13 protein-coding genes and 4 tRNA genes are annotated in these 16815 nt (G+C 44.6%); 2 read left to right on the top strand and 15 right to left on the bottom strand.

The genetic code is table 11. The features are described 5' to 3' along the window. Positions 1 to 386 precede the first annotated feature (386 nt). Complete coding sequence (locus I2H74_RS22805) at positions 387 to 854, bottom strand: DUF6022 family protein (RefSeq protein WP_324254139.1); 468 nt, start codon at positions 852 to 854, stop codon at positions 387 to 389. A gap of 161 nt (positions 855 to 1015) precedes the next feature. On the opposite strand from I2H74_RS22805, the gene I2H74_RS24890 reads away from it, so the two are divergent. After that, entirely contained in the window at positions 1016 to 1303 is a 288-nt protein-coding gene (locus I2H74_RS24890) for a MerR family DNA-binding transcriptional regulator (RefSeq protein ID WP_229506139.1), read from the top strand. Between the two features lie 6 nt (positions 1304 to 1309). Then, positions 1310 to 1765, top strand: a complete 456-nt coding sequence (locus tag I2H74_RS24885) for a MerR family transcriptional regulator (protein ID WP_324254142.1) — start codon at positions 1310 to 1312, stop codon at positions 1763 to 1765. A gap of 432 nt (positions 1766 to 2197) precedes the next feature. On the opposite strand, the gene I2H74_RS22795 is transcribed toward I2H74_RS24885, so the two are convergent. From I2H74_RS22795 to I2H74_RS22730, 14 genes are all read right to left on the bottom strand, one after another. Continuing rightward, entirely contained in the window at positions 2198 to 2842 is a 645-nt protein-coding gene (locus tag I2H74_RS22795; RefSeq protein WP_195576548.1) for a hypothetical protein, read from the bottom strand. A gap of 237 nt (positions 2843 to 3079) precedes the next feature. Next, positions 3080 to 3427: a GNAT family N-acetyltransferase gene (locus I2H74_RS22790; RefSeq protein WP_229506134.1), complete on the bottom strand. Its 348-nt coding sequence runs from the start codon at positions 3425 to 3427 to the stop codon at positions 3080 to 3082. Between the two features lie 332 nt (positions 3428 to 3759). Continuing rightward, entirely contained in the window at positions 3760 to 5595 is a 1836-nt protein-coding gene (glmS, locus tag I2H74_RS22785) for a glutamine--fructose-6-phosphate transaminase (isomerizing) (protein ID WP_195576547.1), read from the bottom strand. Positions 5596 to 6482: 887 nt separating this feature from the next. Further along, complete coding sequence (gene glmM, locus I2H74_RS22780; protein WP_195576546.1) at positions 6483 to 7823, bottom strand: phosphoglucosamine mutase; 1341 nt, start codon at positions 7821 to 7823, stop codon at positions 6483 to 6485. 121 nt (positions 7824 to 7944) lie between these two features. Continuing rightward, on the bottom strand, positions 7945 to 9351 hold the full coding sequence (locus tag I2H74_RS22775) for a YbbR-like domain-containing protein (protein ID WP_229506133.1): 1407 nt from the start codon (positions 9349 to 9351) through the stop codon (positions 7945 to 7947). Then, positions 9344 to 10168, bottom strand: a complete 825-nt coding sequence (gene cdaA, locus I2H74_RS22770) for a diadenylate cyclase CdaA (RefSeq protein ID WP_195576574.1) — start codon at positions 10166 to 10168, stop codon at positions 9344 to 9346. The genes I2H74_RS22775 and cdaA overlap by 8 nt, the downstream gene beginning before the upstream one ends. Positions 10169 to 10460: 292 nt before the next feature. Further along, positions 10461 to 11078: a zf-HC2 domain-containing protein gene (locus I2H74_RS22765; RefSeq protein WP_195576544.1), complete on the bottom strand. Its 618-nt coding sequence runs from the start codon at positions 11076 to 11078 to the stop codon at positions 10461 to 10463. A 152-nt stretch (positions 11079 to 11230) separates the two neighbouring features. Next, positions 11231 to 11797 (bottom strand): RNA polymerase sigma factor SigW, encoded by a 567-nt coding sequence (gene sigW, locus I2H74_RS22760; RefSeq protein ID WP_195576543.1) that lies wholly within the window; start codon positions 11795 to 11797, stop codon positions 11231 to 11233. Between the two features lie 38 nt (positions 11798 to 11835). Next, positions 11836 to 12738 (bottom strand): EamA family transporter, encoded by a 903-nt coding sequence (locus tag I2H74_RS22755; protein ID WP_195576542.1) that lies wholly within the window; start codon positions 12736 to 12738, stop codon positions 11836 to 11838. Positions 12739 to 12888: 150 nt separating this feature from the next. Then, the gene (ppc, locus tag I2H74_RS22750; RefSeq protein ID WP_195576541.1) at positions 12889 to 15681 is read right to left on the bottom strand and encodes a phosphoenolpyruvate carboxylase; all 2793 of its coding nucleotides are present in this window, start codon (positions 15679 to 15681) and stop codon (positions 12889 to 12891) included. Between the two features lie 729 nt (positions 15682 to 16410). Beyond that, a tRNA-Gly gene (locus I2H74_RS22745) sits at positions 16411 to 16484 on the bottom strand. Positions 16485 to 16491: 7 nt separating this feature from the next. Next, positions 16492 to 16568: transfer RNA gene (locus I2H74_RS22740), tRNA-Pro, on the bottom strand. Between the two features lie 12 nt (positions 16569 to 16580). Further along, positions 16581 to 16657, bottom strand: a tRNA-Arg gene (locus I2H74_RS22735). Between the two features lie 8 nt (positions 16658 to 16665). Further along, positions 16666 to 16740, bottom strand: a tRNA-Gly gene (locus tag I2H74_RS22730). Between the last annotated feature and the right edge of the window lie 75 nt (positions 16741 to 16815).

Here is a 16815-nt window from a genome sequence, read left to right as displayed (position 1 = left end):
TTATAATCGATTCCCTGACCTTGTCTCCGACCATCCTTAATCTTTTTTTTTTAATTGACTTGTTCTTTTTCGCTTAGCCATTGTAATCACCACACAATTCTTCGGTGAAAATAAAATTTTAGACTGGGGTCGTTGATTTAACATGGTTTTTGAATTGATGAATCGTCGGCTTTTGAAAAATACGATTTAGACTGATCCATTAAAAAGCAGCTGCGGACCAAGACTGAAAAATAAAGTCTTAGACTGCCGCTGTAATCATTCAACTAACGTGTTCCGTTAAATTCAACAAATAACTTATCCGTTGGGTTCGAATCTATCATATCGATTCCATCCTTCGGAAATATACATCTCAATTCTAATGAACTCAGCCAGATTCCTTAATTCGCCTAATTCATTGCACGATCCGCTCCTTGAGACTCTCCCGCAGCGAGTAAATGACCTGCAGGGATGTCGAATTTCAGATGGGAATGGGGAATTTCCGTGAGTATGGTGCCGATCGGGTTGCCTTGCTTGTCATGGATTACGTTCCAAAATATTCTCGATCTATTGTCTTCCGCACCCCATTTTTCAAGGGAGTTTCGGAAAACCAAGCGCTTTGCGATAACGAAATCATTCTCTTCGAGCTTCTCCATAGCGCTGAAACCGGCATCCTCCAGCTGTTCGAATATGAACGGCATAAGCTGATCCAAATAAAGACCATAGGCCGCATCTTCGATTTCAACAAAAGCAGCCGTCAATTGTTCATGCATGGATTCGTATATGGACTTCCACTCGGAATCGATATAACTGTTGGACACCTCACTTATTTCTTCGATCGACATGTCTTGCCGGAAAAGCGGGAATCCTTTCTTCACAAACGAACGCCTCCTTCTCTTCATTTCAATTCCATTGTACAACTTGTAAGCAAATTCGAAGGTTAAGCAAAAAAAGAGAAAGAATATCAGCCATTTTATAGAAAATCTTATATGCTTATTTAATCTTGATCTATTGTAATGCGGGAGATGACGAGTTGACAATGCGCCCCAAAAAAATGGCGGCTAAATTCAGGATTAGCGCCAGTACTATAAGGAATTACGAGGCTAAAGACCTAATACCTCCTGCTGAACGATCATCAAATGGCTACCGTATTTATACGAACCAGCACACAGCCTATCTGTCGTGTATCCAAGCCATGGCTCCGGCATTCGGAATGGAAGTGACCGCCGAGGTGCTTCGTTGTCTCCATCAAGACAAGCCGCAAGATGCATTGTGGATCATCAGGGAAAAAGAAGTCGCTTTGTACGAGGAAAAAGAGAAATTATAGAGATTAATTCAGGATATCCGGATATACGCTTACGAAAATAAATCTCCGTATGCCGAGGAGACGTTCACCATCAACGAAGCAGCCGAACTGACGCAGGCTCCCAAATCGGCGATCCGCTACTGGGAGCAAGCAGGATATGTAACGGCGGATAGAGACCCCAACAACCGCTATCGTCGATACAGTGGATCTCATTTGCTAAAAATCAGGTTGATTCAAATGCTGCAAAGCTCCGTGTACTCAAAAGATACTGTGAATTTTAAGCAATCCCTCGCCGCAGCCAAACATACGGATCTGCAGGGGATCATGAATGTGGCTGGGAATGTCAGGTCTTATCTAAATAAAATCATCGAATCCCAGGTGTGTGGGATATCCTTTTTACACCAATTAATTCAGCTTAAAAAAACCTCGAACTTCGACGGAGCTAGGATCATTCAACCGCGCCTGAATGGACCCGACGATTAGATCGTGGAAGGATTGAAATTGTTTAACTAACATGAAGCAGAATATTTTTTATCTGTTAAATGGTAATACCTCCATTTGTTGAACTATCCTGCTCGTTAGTTTTAACACTATCGCCAGTCTAGTACTTTATTTTCCGAGTCTAATACTATATTTTTCAGTCTAATGGTTTATTTTCTTTTAATAGTAGCACTAGCTATGGCCAAAGTGCCTTTAGCGAACTAAAAAGGATTCCACTTGTAGCTTTTGAACAAAGTTCGATTAAAAGTAAGTTGCAAATGCTGATTTTATATACGAAAGAAACCAACTGTTTTGAAACAAAGTTTGATCAAAATAGTTGGTTCTTTATTTATCTAGTTTGATTTTTATAATAAAGATTGATTATTTCTGGATGCAAATTTTCAATTAAAGCACCCGTTAGTTGAAGAAACGTATCTACTTAAATTCATTTGCAAATGCACCATTTTCGTTATGCAATAAATATCTTTTATCATTAACTACATTATGGTAATCAATTTCTAAAAAATATGTTGCTTTACTTAGAATGTCATAAAAGAAAGGAACAAATTCCAAATCTTTAAAAACATAAATTTCTATTTGTTCATCATTATTTCTATATGCTTCAAATATACGATGGTTTCCATTGATACAATAAGGTTTGTTGTTGGTTAAATATCGACTCTGAAGTACCATTATAGGATTTTTATGATTGGGTTTTATTCGGTTTGGGTCTTTATTTATGTTACCTTGGTCAACAGCTTCAATTATATTCGATGGAGAAGTCTTTATGGGTTTAATGTTTTTTTCTTTTATAAATGTAGTAGCCCCGTCTATGTCTAAGGTATACTCAAATACCCCAGTCGTGAACTCTGCATATAACGAGAATGTCTCCTGACCAAATGGATGTATCACTGGGTAAGTTTCATCTACAAGAGTTTGGTTTAAAATATTAGTCCATTTTGAGGCAACTTCAGCCCCATAGCTGGATTCTTTCCGCATTACTTGAATGCGTGAAAAAAAGTGTTTAAAAGGTTGGAATTCCTGAGACTCTTTTTCGTATAATTCTATTTTACTTACCATTTAATAATCCCCTTTGCTACTTTTATATTTAGAGTAACCCTCTTCAACTCTTCAGCCCCGTTAGCCATCCATGAAGTGCAAAAATAAGCTCTTCGCCACAGAAAATGAAAGATGATTAAGTTCTTTCATGGGAGTTGAACAAGAAATCATTTACTGTTCATAAACTCTATAAACCATTGTAGTAGATGTTCCTGATACTCCATAATCTCCAAAACCCAATTTCTTATAAATATGGACTTAATTACTATTTTTAGGGTCTACACTTAGGGAAATTGATTTATACCCTTCACAGATAGCTTGATGATTTATCTTCTTCATTAGCAAAGTTCCTACTCCCGTTCCTCTAACTTCTTCAGACACTGCTATTCCTAATTCAGGAGTGTTACTGTCTACATAACCATATCCCTTATTAAATTCGTTAAACAATCTATACCAGACAACCCCGACTGCTTGGTTATTAGTATTTAATGCTATTAGTGCTGTATCGCCCTTTCTTCCCCAACCTTCATGATATTTTTTTATATGTGTTGAGTTTATCAAAATCCTCTTTATTTGGTTTATTTTTAGGAATATGAATAGATTCATAAAGCATATCCATCAAAAAATCAAATTCACTTTTTTTGATTTCTAATAATAACCACCATTTATACACCCCATTATTTTTTAAAACATTTTATTTACTTCTATGTAAAACAATTTTTTTCCTTCTTCATTTAAACTGCCCCGTTAGTATAAGTACATTTCTTCACAATTTCCAAAGTGATATCATCATAAATTTCCAATTAAAAACATCTCACCTCTTAAAATCTATAGAGGTGAGATGTTTTTAATCAAACTTTATTACAAATTATCAATCTTTATTATAATGATCAAACTTTTTTATAAAGCTACAACATGCTATACAATTGTGTTTCCCCTTACTCAACCGTCACACTCTTCGCCAAATTTCTTGGCTTATCTACGTCATGACCTAACGCAAGAGAGGCGTAGTACGCAATCAACTGCGTTGGGACAACGGACAGCGCTGGGTTTAGATGTGCAAGCGTGGTTGGCAGCACAAAGATTTCATCTGCTGCTTTCGCAACCTGCTCTTTATGCGCTTGATCCACAATCGCAAAGATGTGGCCGCCACGCGCCTTTACTTCCTTCATGTTGCTGATCATCTTCTCGACGAGTGAAGGTTGGGTCACAAGTGCGATAACCGGTACGCCCTCCTCAATCAATGCCAACGTTCCGTGCTTCAGCTCCCCAGCAGGGTAAGCTTCCGAATGGATGTAGGAGATCTCCTTCAGCTTCAAAGAGCCTTCCAACGATACGGCATAATCGACACCACGGCCGATGAAGAACAGGCTGTCATGCTCCGCCAACTCCTCAGCCACCCGCTTCAGCTGATCCTCTTGCGCAAGAATCGCTTCCACCTGTTCTGGAAGAGCCTCAATGGCTGCCAGCTGATGTCGAATCTCAGCTTGGCTCAAGGTCTCCAGCTGTTCCGCCCAATACAGGCTAAAGAGCATGAATGCGACGAGCTGGGAGGTATAGGCCTTGGTCGAAGCTACCGCGATCTCTGGTCCAGCCCAAGTTACAATTGTATCGTCCGCCTCGCGAGCAACCGAGCTGCCGACGACATTCGTAATGGCAAGCACCGATGCTCCGCAGCGCTTGGCTTCGCGAAGAGCGGCAAGCGTGTCTGCTGTCTCCCCGGATTGACTCACCACGATAACAAGCGTATTTGGCGTAATGATTGGGTTGCGATACCGATATTCGGACGCAACATCTGTTTCTACCGGAATCTTCACATTGTGCTCGATCAAGCTCCGACCAACAAGTCCAGCGTGATAAGCCGTACCGCAAGCCACGATGTGCACATTGCGAATCTCGCAGAGACGCTCATGTGTAATCATCTTCAACTCCGGTAATTTGACACCTGCCAACCCTTCACGCAAACGGCCTCGCATCGTGTCGCGATATGCCTTCGGCTGCTCGTTAATTTCCTTCAGCATGAAGTGGTCATATCCGCCTTTTTCTGCAGTCAACGCATCCCAATCGACAACAATCATTTCCCGAGAAATACTGTTGCCCTCAATCGTCATCAAATCGACAGCGTCCTTCGTCAGAACGGCCATCTCATTGTCATTCAAAATATACACACGACGTGTATATTGTAAAATCGCCGGAATATCCGAGCCGATAAAATTCTCCCCTTCGCCAATTCCAATCACGAGAGGGCTTGCGCAGCGAACCGCTACAAGTCGGTCTGGCTCATGCTCAGTCAGCACACCAAGAGCAAACGCCCCTCTTAGATGTCGAATTGCATGCTGCACCGCCTTAACAAGATCACCTTGATACTCACGAGCAATAAGGTGGGAAATAACTTCGGTATCCGTCTCCGAACGGAATACCACCCCCTCAGCCATTAGCTCTTCCTTAAGCTCCAAGTAGTTCTCAATGATCCCGTTATGCACGACCGAGAATTTCATTGTCACATCCGTATGTGGATGAGAATTCTCATCCGAAGGCTTGCCGTGAGTCGCCCAGCGAGTGTGTCCAATACCGACCTCTCCTGTCAGCGGCTCACCTTCGAGTTGACCCGCCAGATTCGCCAAGCGACCCTCCGCTTTGCGAATTTCTAGCCCTTCGCTTGTCATAACCGCGATGCCTGCCGAATCATAGCCGCGGTACTCCAAACGGCTCAAGCCCTCAAGCAATACTTCCTGTGAATTACGCGTTCCGATATATCCAACAATACCACACATATAGTTAGCCTCCGATTCGGTCTGCTCCAAAGCAGCATCAACCGGAGAACCAGCGGTTCCTGTATGGCTTGATGGCTAAGACATCGATGAGCGGTATTAAGTCCTATTCAATTGTTCTGTACCGTACATGTCATCCTGCTGTCTGCCATCAGCCTTCATTGCTCATGCGGAAAGAAGGGTCTAGGACACATGATAAAAATCAATGTACGCTACATTAGACCTCTAATCCTCGTCATGTGCTCAGCCAAGAGCCATAAGGAACCAGCGCTTCTGATTCCGTACCGTTCATCAGCTTCCACTTCTAGAAAGCCTATATGCTCGGTGTCCGATCGATGCTCTTGGTAGACAGACTGTCTGTTATTTTTGATTTATACGATATCCAATGATAACTGCAAGCATTTCGTATTAACCTATTCATCATTCGTTGTCCAACAAGTTGCCTCATTGTTTTCCGAAGTGATGTTACGGTGTTGGTTATACACCGGGAGGTCCCCGCCGAACATTTTCGAACACCTCCACCTCGTCCACTTGCCACGAATTGCCGTCCGTCGTGTACAAGTGCTGGCGCTTATCTTACGTTAAGTTCAGTTCAACCCTGCCTTTCCTTCTCGAATCCAAAACCATCCACCAAAACTTATGCTGTGTTATTCCTCCCGCTACCGGCTTCTTGGTTACATCGATCAATGTCGGCACACATCTTCTCGACTTAGACGGTGGAATATGACTATTATATGCAACGAGACGTCATCTGGCAATATCATCGCTCAACATTCCTTTAGACCATTAAGAAATTGCAGGCGCCATATACGTCTATATGTCGAAAAAGCCGCACATCCCCAAACACCTAGGGACGAGCGGCAAATTATTATTCTTATCCTTGCTTCGTGTTATTGCAATTCGCGTTGAACCACTTCAACGATACGGTTCACATACTCTTCAACCATCTCGACATCAGGTCCTTCTGCCATGACACGGATCAAGGATTCCGTTCCTGATGGACGAACCAGAACACGGCCATTGTCGCCTAGCTCCTGCTCAACAGCAGCAACTGCCTCTTCGATTGCTGTGTTGCCTGCATACTTGCTCTTATCGGCAACACGCACATTCACCAATACTTGCGGGAACTTGCGCATAAGTGATTTGGCTTCAGACAAAGTGCGTTCAGAATTTACAAGCGTATCCACGAGATGAACACCTGTCATCATGCCATCGCCAGTTGTCCCATAATCCAAGAAGATGATATGCCCAGACTGTTCGCCACCGAGGTTGTAGCCGCCACGGCGCATTTCCTCCATGACATAGCGGTCGCCTACAGCCGTTTTTACGGAATGAAGTCCTGCCTTCTCAACGCCTTTATAGAAGCCGATATTACTCATAACGGTGGAGACGATCGTCTTCTCGTTAAGCTTTCCAGCACGGTTCATTGCTTCACCGCAGATAAGAAGCAGATAATCTCCATCGACCTCTTCGCCATTCTCATCAATCGCAATCAAACGATCCGCATCCCCATCGAACGCAAGCCCAAGATGAGCCTTCTGACGAACAACTTCTTCAGCAAGCGTTTCAGGATGTGTAGAGCCGCAATGATCGTTAATATTCAAGCCATTAGGCTCCGCTGCGATCGTAATGACTTCAGCCCCAAGATCACGGAACAGTTGCGGTGCCAGTTCAAACGCTGCACCATTGGCACAATCCAAGACGATACGCTTTCCTTCAAAGGAATTCGCAACTGTCGATTTCAAATACTCAACATACTTCCACTTCGCTTCTGTATCCACCGTAACCGTACCAAGATCTTTGCCGATCGGACGAGGAAGCTCATCAACCTCAGCATCCATCAGCGCTTCGATTTCAAGCTCTGTTTCGTCAAGCAGCTTGAATCCATCTCGGCCAAAGAACTTAATGCCATTATCCTCTACCGGGTTATGAGATGCGGAGATCATGACCCCTGCATCCGCCCCCAGCGTGCGTGTTAAGTAAGCAACAGCTGGTGTAGACAACACACCCAGCAAGACAACGTCTGCACCAATCGACAGCAGTCCTGCAGTCAGGGATGCTTCAAGCATTTTACCTGAAATACGCGTATCCATCCCGATCAATACTTTTGGCTTAGCCGCCTCTTTTGTTAAAACATAACCGCCAGCACGACCTACCTTGAATGCGAGTTCAGCGGTCAATTCCTGGTTGGCAACACCGCGAACACCGTCTGTTCCAAAATATTTCCCCATCTTTATCTTAATCCCCTTATCTCCTAATGATATGATCGAAGCCAGCATCCTACTGGCTCCACTCCCTTGAATCATTTCACCCATGATGTTCTATATCTAAAGTTAGTCTTTTTCTGTTAGCTCAGCTGCCTCCGGTTCCCAAGGAATCCGAATTGGACTCCCCTTCACTTGGCGGGACTTCCTGCTCGTCAGACGGCTTATCCTGTCCATCGGTTTCGGTTCCTTGCTCTCCTGATGTTCCGGGATCCACAGGTGGATTCGGATCAGGATCAGGTTTAGTGCCTGCCGGGACATCTTGGTCCTCGATTAGTACAACCGCGGTAAAGGAGGTCTGATTCGCAAGCCGAACGAATCGTGGCAAGTTCACCTGCAAGGTTACGCGATGGTTTCCAGGCGGCAAATCATTGACATTGGCAATCAACTGAATATCTGATGCCGTCAATGCATCCACAATCTCAGGCGCACCTATAACTTTGACATCATAACTACGGGAAGCCGGTTCCGTAATTGTTGTCTTTAGCTTATCATTGAGACCAGCCATTGTGATAGGTACACTTGAAATGACGCGTTCTTTTTCTGCAACGATGACGACTTTTACATCTATCGCATTAGGTTCCATTTTCTCAAGGTTTGGCGGAAGCGTCAACTTCAAGTTTACATTGTACGTTCCTGCGGACTTGAATGTCGACATATCCAGCTGAATGCCGTCGTAGAACTCAATCTGATCCAAGTCCTCCTGAGGCCCGTACAGCGTCACTTGATTCACACTTGGCTCTACAGAGCCTACTGCCAAGCCAGCTGGCAAGTTGCCTCTTACATTCAACTGAAGCGGCACCGTCTTGAACGGCTTCGATATTGGAATCTCCACCTGAACGACAGAAGGCTCAATTACCGCATCCTTAATCTCATTTCCAGCTTTATCATAAGCCGTCAGCTTCACTTGCTTCTGCACGACTGATTCATTGGCTTGATCGATATTGACGATCGCACTAACGGATTGGACATTATCCATCTCCGAAGTAGGCAGCGTGACATGCACGCGATTCGATGGCGTAACAATCGGCGTTCCAGCCGTATAGCCTTCCTGAGGCGTTCCTTTGGTCTTAATGACCACATCGAACTGCTTCGCCTGTACTTCCTCAATCTGAACCGTAACGGCTGAAGGCTGCATCGAAACAAGCTTTACCCCTTCAGGCAGCTCATATTTCAACGGAATCGTGTGCGTGCCCGCTCCATATCCGGCTACATCCAATATCACCTTGTAATTTTCGGTTAGAATCGAGGACATCCGATTGCGCAAAGCCTCAACCTGGATGCGCACGTTAGAAGGCTCCATGCTTTTAATGACATACTGCTTATCATCAAGACCTGTCGTGGCTACTTGTACAGCTTGAATCACTTTGGTCTCGTACAAGGGCTGATTCGTGTTGATATTTGGGTCTTGCTTATGTACGACTGCAAACAGCAGTACGCCCAATACTAGCGCAATGATTTTCGAGGCGGTATTGTCCATGAGCCACTTATCCATGATCTTCACCTTTCCGTTTCCAGAACATACGCAGTTCCCGCTTCTCCTTCGGCTTCAGCTCCTCGAACAGCTTCGAAATCATAGACTCCTCGTTGATCTTGCGAACAATCTGGCCATTGATCGCTAGCGACACATCGCCTGTTTCCTCTGAAACGATAACCGATATCGCATCCCCAACTTCACTGATCCCAATAGCTGCACGGTGCCTCGTTCCTAGCTCCTTGCTGATAAAAGGATTCTCCGATAATGGAAGGTAGCATGCAGCAGCAGCAATGTTCCCGCCTTGAACGATAACTGCGCCATCATGCAGCGGTGTATTCGGAATGAAAATATTAATCAACAGCTCTGAGCTAATGCGAGAATGCATCGCAATGCCCGACTCGATATATTCGTTCAAGCCCGTCGTTCGTTCGAACACAATTAATGCCCCTATTTTTCGACGAGACATATAATTAACAGCTTTAATGAGTTCTCCAATCACGCGGCCCGTTTCGTCCATTTCATTTGCGGATCTGGTGCCAAAGAGCTTGCCTCGACCGATCTGCTCCAGTGCTCGGCGGAGTTCTGGCTGAAAGATAATGACTAGCGCTAGTACCCCAAACGTAAACATCTGGTTCATGAGCCACTCAAGTGTATACAGATTAAACCAAGTACTTACTGCCCAAGCGATGACTAGGACGAAGATCCCCTTTAGCAGCTGTACCGCTCTTGTACCACGAATCAGAACTAAAAGCTTATATATAACGTAACTTACAATTAAAATATCAATAAGATCCTTGATGCCTTCTTGCCAAGTCAAATTGGTAAAATAGTTCAAATTCATGAATGTACCCCCGGTGATCCCTTATAAGATACTTCTACAGATACTTTTCTATATCTAACTATACTCTTTTCTGCAAAATGAAGCAAAATCCCTGCAAATATGTAAACAAGCGCCCAGATTTTCTGGGGAAAATACACGTTTTCTGTAAACGAGTGACAAGATCATCGATCATGTTCACAACGATCAGCCAAATCTCTCCCCATCTTAGGCTTTCCTATAAAATAAAAACTCTTCCACAAAAGTGGAAGAGCGGCTGTAATTATTCAGTTCATCTGTATTCGCTTATTTATGGTGAGGGAGTCGATGCGAACAGACTGGTAATCTGATACCATATCCAGCTCATTGCCTCATCAATTTGTTGAACAGAACCGGAGATATGTGCCGTTGATGCTTGGAATATCCTCCCGTCAACGACTGTTACATTGCCTTCGATATCACCGTATACTTCAGCCAAACCATTGTGGATCGTGAGGTCACCCTTTACAACCTTGCCATTCGGTACAATCACCTTATTCTTTTCAATGATGACCCCGTCAAGATGCCGACCCTTCACGACCATCTGTTGATCCGCGTTCCACATGCTCATGGCGCTTCCCATCATCACGAGTACGAATACGGCAGCTACGGTAATCGCAGGATGTCGCTTTACCCATTTCAGCCATGTTGGCTGCTGCCTCTTCTTCTCAGGGATAACCTTCATGATTCGATCCGTCAGATCAGGCGACGGTGTCTGTAAGCGATGGTTAAACCCATATAGCAGCTGCTCCGTGGCTTCTAGTTGACGGAAATGCTCCTTGCAGGCGGGACAACCCAACATGTGCTCTTTGAGCTCTAATGCAGTCGATCGCTCGAGATCGTCGTCTAGAAGACTGTGCATTAACGAGACGGCTTGTTTGCAATCCATGTGAGCCAATCCTTTCATGGGGTCTTTATTATGATCGTATGATGAATCTTGTCCGATAGCCTATAGCCCGCACAAAACCCATCTACATTTGTCTTTTGTTATACGATACGTTGTGGCAAGCATTTCGTTTCAAACTTATTTATGCAAAAATTTCAAATTTTCCTCTCCAGCTTCTTTCGCAGAAACTCGCGGCCGCGGTGAACGCGCGTTTTGATCGTCGTTACCGGCATATCCAGCACATCGCTTATTTCCTGAAGAGACATATCCTGCAAGTATCTTAATACCATGACCGACTTATATTTAGCTGGGAGACTGTCTATGGCTTCATGAATCATTCGCTGCGTCTCACTGACCAGCATATAGCTCTCCGGGGTACGGTCATCACTTGGTATCATCGAGTAGCCATCGACGCCCTCCTGATCGTTCATCTCTGCATCCAAAGAGTAGACCGGTTTTCTCTTACGCAGACGATCAATACATAGGTTGGTTGCGATACGATAAATCCAAGTAGAGAACTTTTGATTCTCATCATATCGATCCAAATTACGATATACCCTTAGAAACGTATCCTGCACCACGTCCTCTGCCTCATGCCGATTGCTAAGCATTCGATAGGCTAGGTGAAAGATCTTGTCTTTATATAATTCAACGACTTCTGCGAATGCCCTCGTATCGCCACTTCGGGCCAGCTTCACTAGTCGTTTCTCAAACGTGTCCAAACGCTTCTCCCTCCGTCCTCACTGCTCAGTCTAACCAGTCATTTCATTGTGTTCTTTTGTTCCGCAATGACGATACCGGCCAAGATGAACAGGATTCCAAGCCATTGGAGCATGGTGACCTTTTCATTCAGCAATGCATACGCCACAATCGTGACGACCGGCAGTTCCATTGCACAGATCATGGAAGCGAGGCTGCTTCCGATCTTAGGGATTCCGAAATTCATCGTAACAGTCGGAATAATATAGGACAAGGTCCCAATAAGCAATGCCCATAACAATAATTTGCCCACAGATGCAGGTATGGTCAACCCGCCTGCAATGAATGGAATGTAAATGCAGTATATTACGATTAACACGCCCGTCAGCGTTACTGCAGATCGTATAACGGGGTCATGATCAGTCTTAATATAACCCGTAAGCCATAAAAACAAGCTGTACGTCAGGGCTGACAATAAACCAAGGATAACACCTGACAGGGTAAACCTCGCAAAGCTCTCTTCACTGATTCCTACTGCCAGTGCCGTTCCAAACAGCACTATCGCGATAGAAAGCCATTGGTAACGGTTTGGCCACACTTTACGGCTGATACAATCCAGCACAAGCGTAATCCAAGTAAATTGAAACAGCAGAATAATGGCAAGAGAAGCATCAAGCTTCTGTAAGGTTGTGTTATAGAAAATGGTGGTGAGGGACATCCCAAAGATCCCAATAAAAAGCAATTTCCAGCCACCACCGCCAAATGGATTGCGCCATGATTTCGGGCGAAGCAGCACCATGAGCCATAAAACGACTGCCCCAGTAGTGCTCATTGCGACCGTGACCTGAGGCACAGTGAAGCCGTCCGCATACGCAAGCTTAACCGTAGTCGCGACAAATCCATAGCTGCAAGCACCAATAAGGACTAAGATGACGGAGAGCCAATACATGGCGCTCTTCTTCATGAGGTCAACTCCTTTAATCGAGGAACACAGGAACAGTCGAGTCCTGCTCTAAGGCGTGACTCGACTGCTTATTGCTCCACTGAGCAGCTCTAGAGAAAGCTCTCAATGGTTGTTTCATCTACTTTCATTAACCGTACGCGAACGAGGTTATCAGCCCGTATTCCGTAGCCCTGAAGCAATGCCATTGATAGTGAGCAATACTTCTCTTAGCAGAATAGGATCGTCTTGGCCTTCTTCACGCAGCTCGCGCAGTTCAGACAGAAGCTGAACCTGCATATAGCTGAGTGGATCCACGTATGGATTGCGAAGCTTAATGGATTCTTGAATAACTGGTACATTATCTAGAATTTCCTGCTGACCTGTAATTTCAAGCAGCAGCTTCGACGTTAATTCATATTCTTCTTCGATGCAGTTGAAGATGCGTTCACGGATCGTGCTGTCCTTAATCATAGCTGCGTATTCTTTTGCAATGATCAGGTCAGCCTTTGCAAGTGCCATCTGCAGATTGTCGATCATCGAAGCAAAGAATGGATAATGCTCATACATCTGCTTCAGAATCTTCATCTTCTCTGGATCGTTATTATAGAAGTCTTGCAGGGCTGTTCCTGCAGCATACCATGCTGGCAGCAAGTAACGGCTCTGCGTCCACGCGAATACCCAAGGAATCGCGCGCAAATCCTCAAAGCGATCACTGTTCTTGCGCTTGGAAGGACGTGAACCGATATTCAGCTCGCCAATCTCTGGCAACGGTGTAGACTCCTTGAAGTAAGTCAGGAAGTCAGGGTCACGGAAGATCAAGTCCTGGTACTTCTCTTGTGCGGTCTCAGAGATCGTAATCATCCACTGCTCCCACTGCGGATCAAGCTGCTTCGTCTCAGGGGTACGAGCCAAGAGTGCGGCTTGCAGAAGTGCTGATGTCGCTTGCTCCAAGCTGCGGTAGGCTATACCTTGGACGGAATAGCGAGACGACAATACTTCACCCTGTTCTGTAATCTTGATGCCGCCACCAATCGTATGTGGAGGCTGAGCCATGATGCTGCGGTTCAAAGGCATGCCGCCACGACCTAGTGCTCCGCCACGGCCATGGAAGAACTTCAGCTTCACGCCGTATTGCTGAGCCACTGCGGTGAGCGACTTCAATGCAACTTGCAGCTCCCAGTTTGCTGTAAGCATTCCACCATCTTTGTTGCTGTCGGAATAGCCAAGCATGATCTCTTGCAGATCATTCATTGCTTCCACACCTTGACGGTAGATCGGAAGATCGAACAATGTCTTCATGATGCCCGGAGCAGCATGGAGATCATCGATCGTCTCAAACAATGGAACAGCTTGCAGGGTACATGTAACCTTTCCGTCTGGTGTCTTTTTGAAGAGACCTGCTTCTTTGGAGAGAAGCATGACTTCCAATACGTCACTTGCACCTTGAGCCATACTGATCAAGTAGCTTGTAATACAGTTCACGCCGAATTCCTGCTGTGCTTCATATACGACACGATACACATCGAGGCATTCCTTCGTCGATTCGCTATACTCCACGTAGGAAGAAGTCAATGGACGCGGATCGTTTAGCAAACGATTCAACAGCTCGATCTTCTCTTCTTCCGACAATGCGCTATAGTCTGCCACAATATTCATATTGGCTAGAATCTCTTTCATGGCATTCTCATGCTCTTTGCTGTGCTGACGTATATCCAGTGTAGCCATATGGAAACCAAACAGCTCTGCTTGACGAATCAGCTTCTTAATATGCGTATCCGCTGCATAGTCAGCAAAGTGATGACGCAAGCTGCGATCAACAATGTGAAGATCTTCAATGAACTCATTTACAGAACGATAGCGCTGAGGCGTCCCCTCAGTATCCTCATCCAAGATACTGCGCAATTTTTCAAGCATGAAAGAAAGTTTGATTCGATAAGGCTCTTTATCATTTAACCATGTAGGTACATATCTAAGGGTAATGTTCTTCTGATCTTCTTCGATTGAAGCCTTCAACTCATCACTAATCTGAACAATGGTTGTACTAAAGCTTAACGCACGCATAATGTCTTTCAACCGTTCTTCATATTTGTGAAGAGCGAGACCTCGATGCATACGGAGTGTCTCCATCGTGACGGATGCGACAACAGAAGGATTACCATCACGGTCGCCACCGATCCAAGAACCGAATCTCAGATATGTCGGCACGTGCCACTTCTCGCTTGGATAATATTTATCCAGACAGCGTTCCAATTCTTGATAAACCTCTGGAAGAACATCAAACAACGTTTCGTTGAAATAGTAGAGCCCATTGCGTACTTCATCCAACACGGTTGGCTTGCGGTCACGCAGCTCATCAGTCTGCCACAATGTAATGATTTCATTCAGCAGCTTATCGCGAAGCTGTTGACGCTCGCGATACGTAAGTGTTGGATTATCCAGCATCATAACATCGTCAGCAATCCGCTTATGGATATCAAGAATAGCGCGTCTCATGGCTTCCGTTGGGTGAGCTGTCATCACAAGCTCTAATGAGATTGTAGACAGAATGTCATGCAATTCTGCCTCGCTTACCTTGTGCTCTTTAAGCTCAAGAATGCTGCTCTCAATGGAACCAGGCTGTACGGTCTCACCTGCGGAACGCTCGTAGTCACGTTTGCGACGGATACGATGGTTTTGCTCCGCAATATTCACAAGTTGAAAATAAATCGCAAAAGCGCGAATCACCTGGTGACGAATTTCTGGGTTTAACGTGTTGATCAGCTGCTTGAATTCATCATATAGCTCCGGCAAAAATACCGCGCGCAGCGATTTACTAAGTTCACGAATCTTCTCGACAATATTGAGCAACTCGTTGCCGCCTTGATGTACGAGTACTTCACCCAGAATATTTCCTAGGAAGCGCACGTCTCGCCGCAAGAGATTATTTGAATTAGCTTTATTCGCGGTTAACGTTAAGTCAGTCATTCGTCTCCCCCTATCTGATTTCAGTAACTCTGAAATTAGGCTTTCTTACCATCATACTACAATTTACGACTAAAATCCTTACTTTCTTTGAAAAAAAGAACGTTTTTCATAAAGGATAAACCTTCATTTGGCATGATAATATCAGGGAATCCGAACGATCATCTTCCTAAAAGGAAGCAAAACAAATCATTGGAAATCATACATTTTCAATATTTGTATGTAAATCTAACCTAGATACATCCTTGGTCGATCCATCCACTTTTAATCTTCACATAGAACCTACTCTAGACTTTTGCATTGAGGCTACACTTTAGAAATACTTGAGATCTTCAATTTCCATTTGCCCATTCATTATTGTAGCCATTAAACGGGAAAAGCTTGTATCCGCAAATATTGATTAAAAGCTTTGTAACGATATACCCTGCTGGAAGCTTATTTGATTTCAATGGGATTATTAATATGCTTAATAATATAGTGATTTAAGGTAGGAAAAAGAACTTGAGATAAATTGGCTTTGTATCATGAGTTTCGAATCTTAACTTTATATCCTAAGATTGACATATCAATGATGTCTTTGGGGTTCCTTCCGTGCCGTTCCTATAAAGTCGCTGAAAGAAGCTTCTTCACATTACATATAAAAAAATGCCTAATACCAATCAATCGAAAATCACGATAAGGTTTTAGGTCTATATAACAAAAAAAACGCCCATTGGCGTTAAAATGATAATATGGAGCGGGTGATGGGAATCGAACCCACGCTACCAGCTTGGAAGGCTGGAGTTCTACCATTGAACTACACCCGCGTATGAATGGTCGGGACGACACGATTTGAACATGCGACCCCTTGGTCCCAAACCAAGTGCTCTACCAAGCTGAGCTACGTCCCGTTGATTCATAAGTGGCGCGCCCTGAGAGATTCGAACTCCCGGCCTTTTGATTCGTAGTCAAACGCTCTATCCAGCTGAGCTAAGGGCGCATAAATTCTGGAGCGGACAACGAGATTCGAACTCGCGACCCTCGCCTTGGCAAGGCGATACTCTACCACTGAGCTATGTCCGCTTATTAAGTTGTGAAGATGAATGGAGCGGGTGATGGGAATCGAACCCACGCTACCAGCTTGGAAGGCTGGAGTTC

Source organism: Paenibacillus sp. 1001270B_150601_E10, from assembly GCF_015558675.1.
Lineage (GTDB): Bacteria > Bacillota > Bacilli > Paenibacillales > Paenibacillaceae > Paenibacillus_B.
This window is presented reverse-complemented; position numbering and strand designations above follow the sequence as displayed.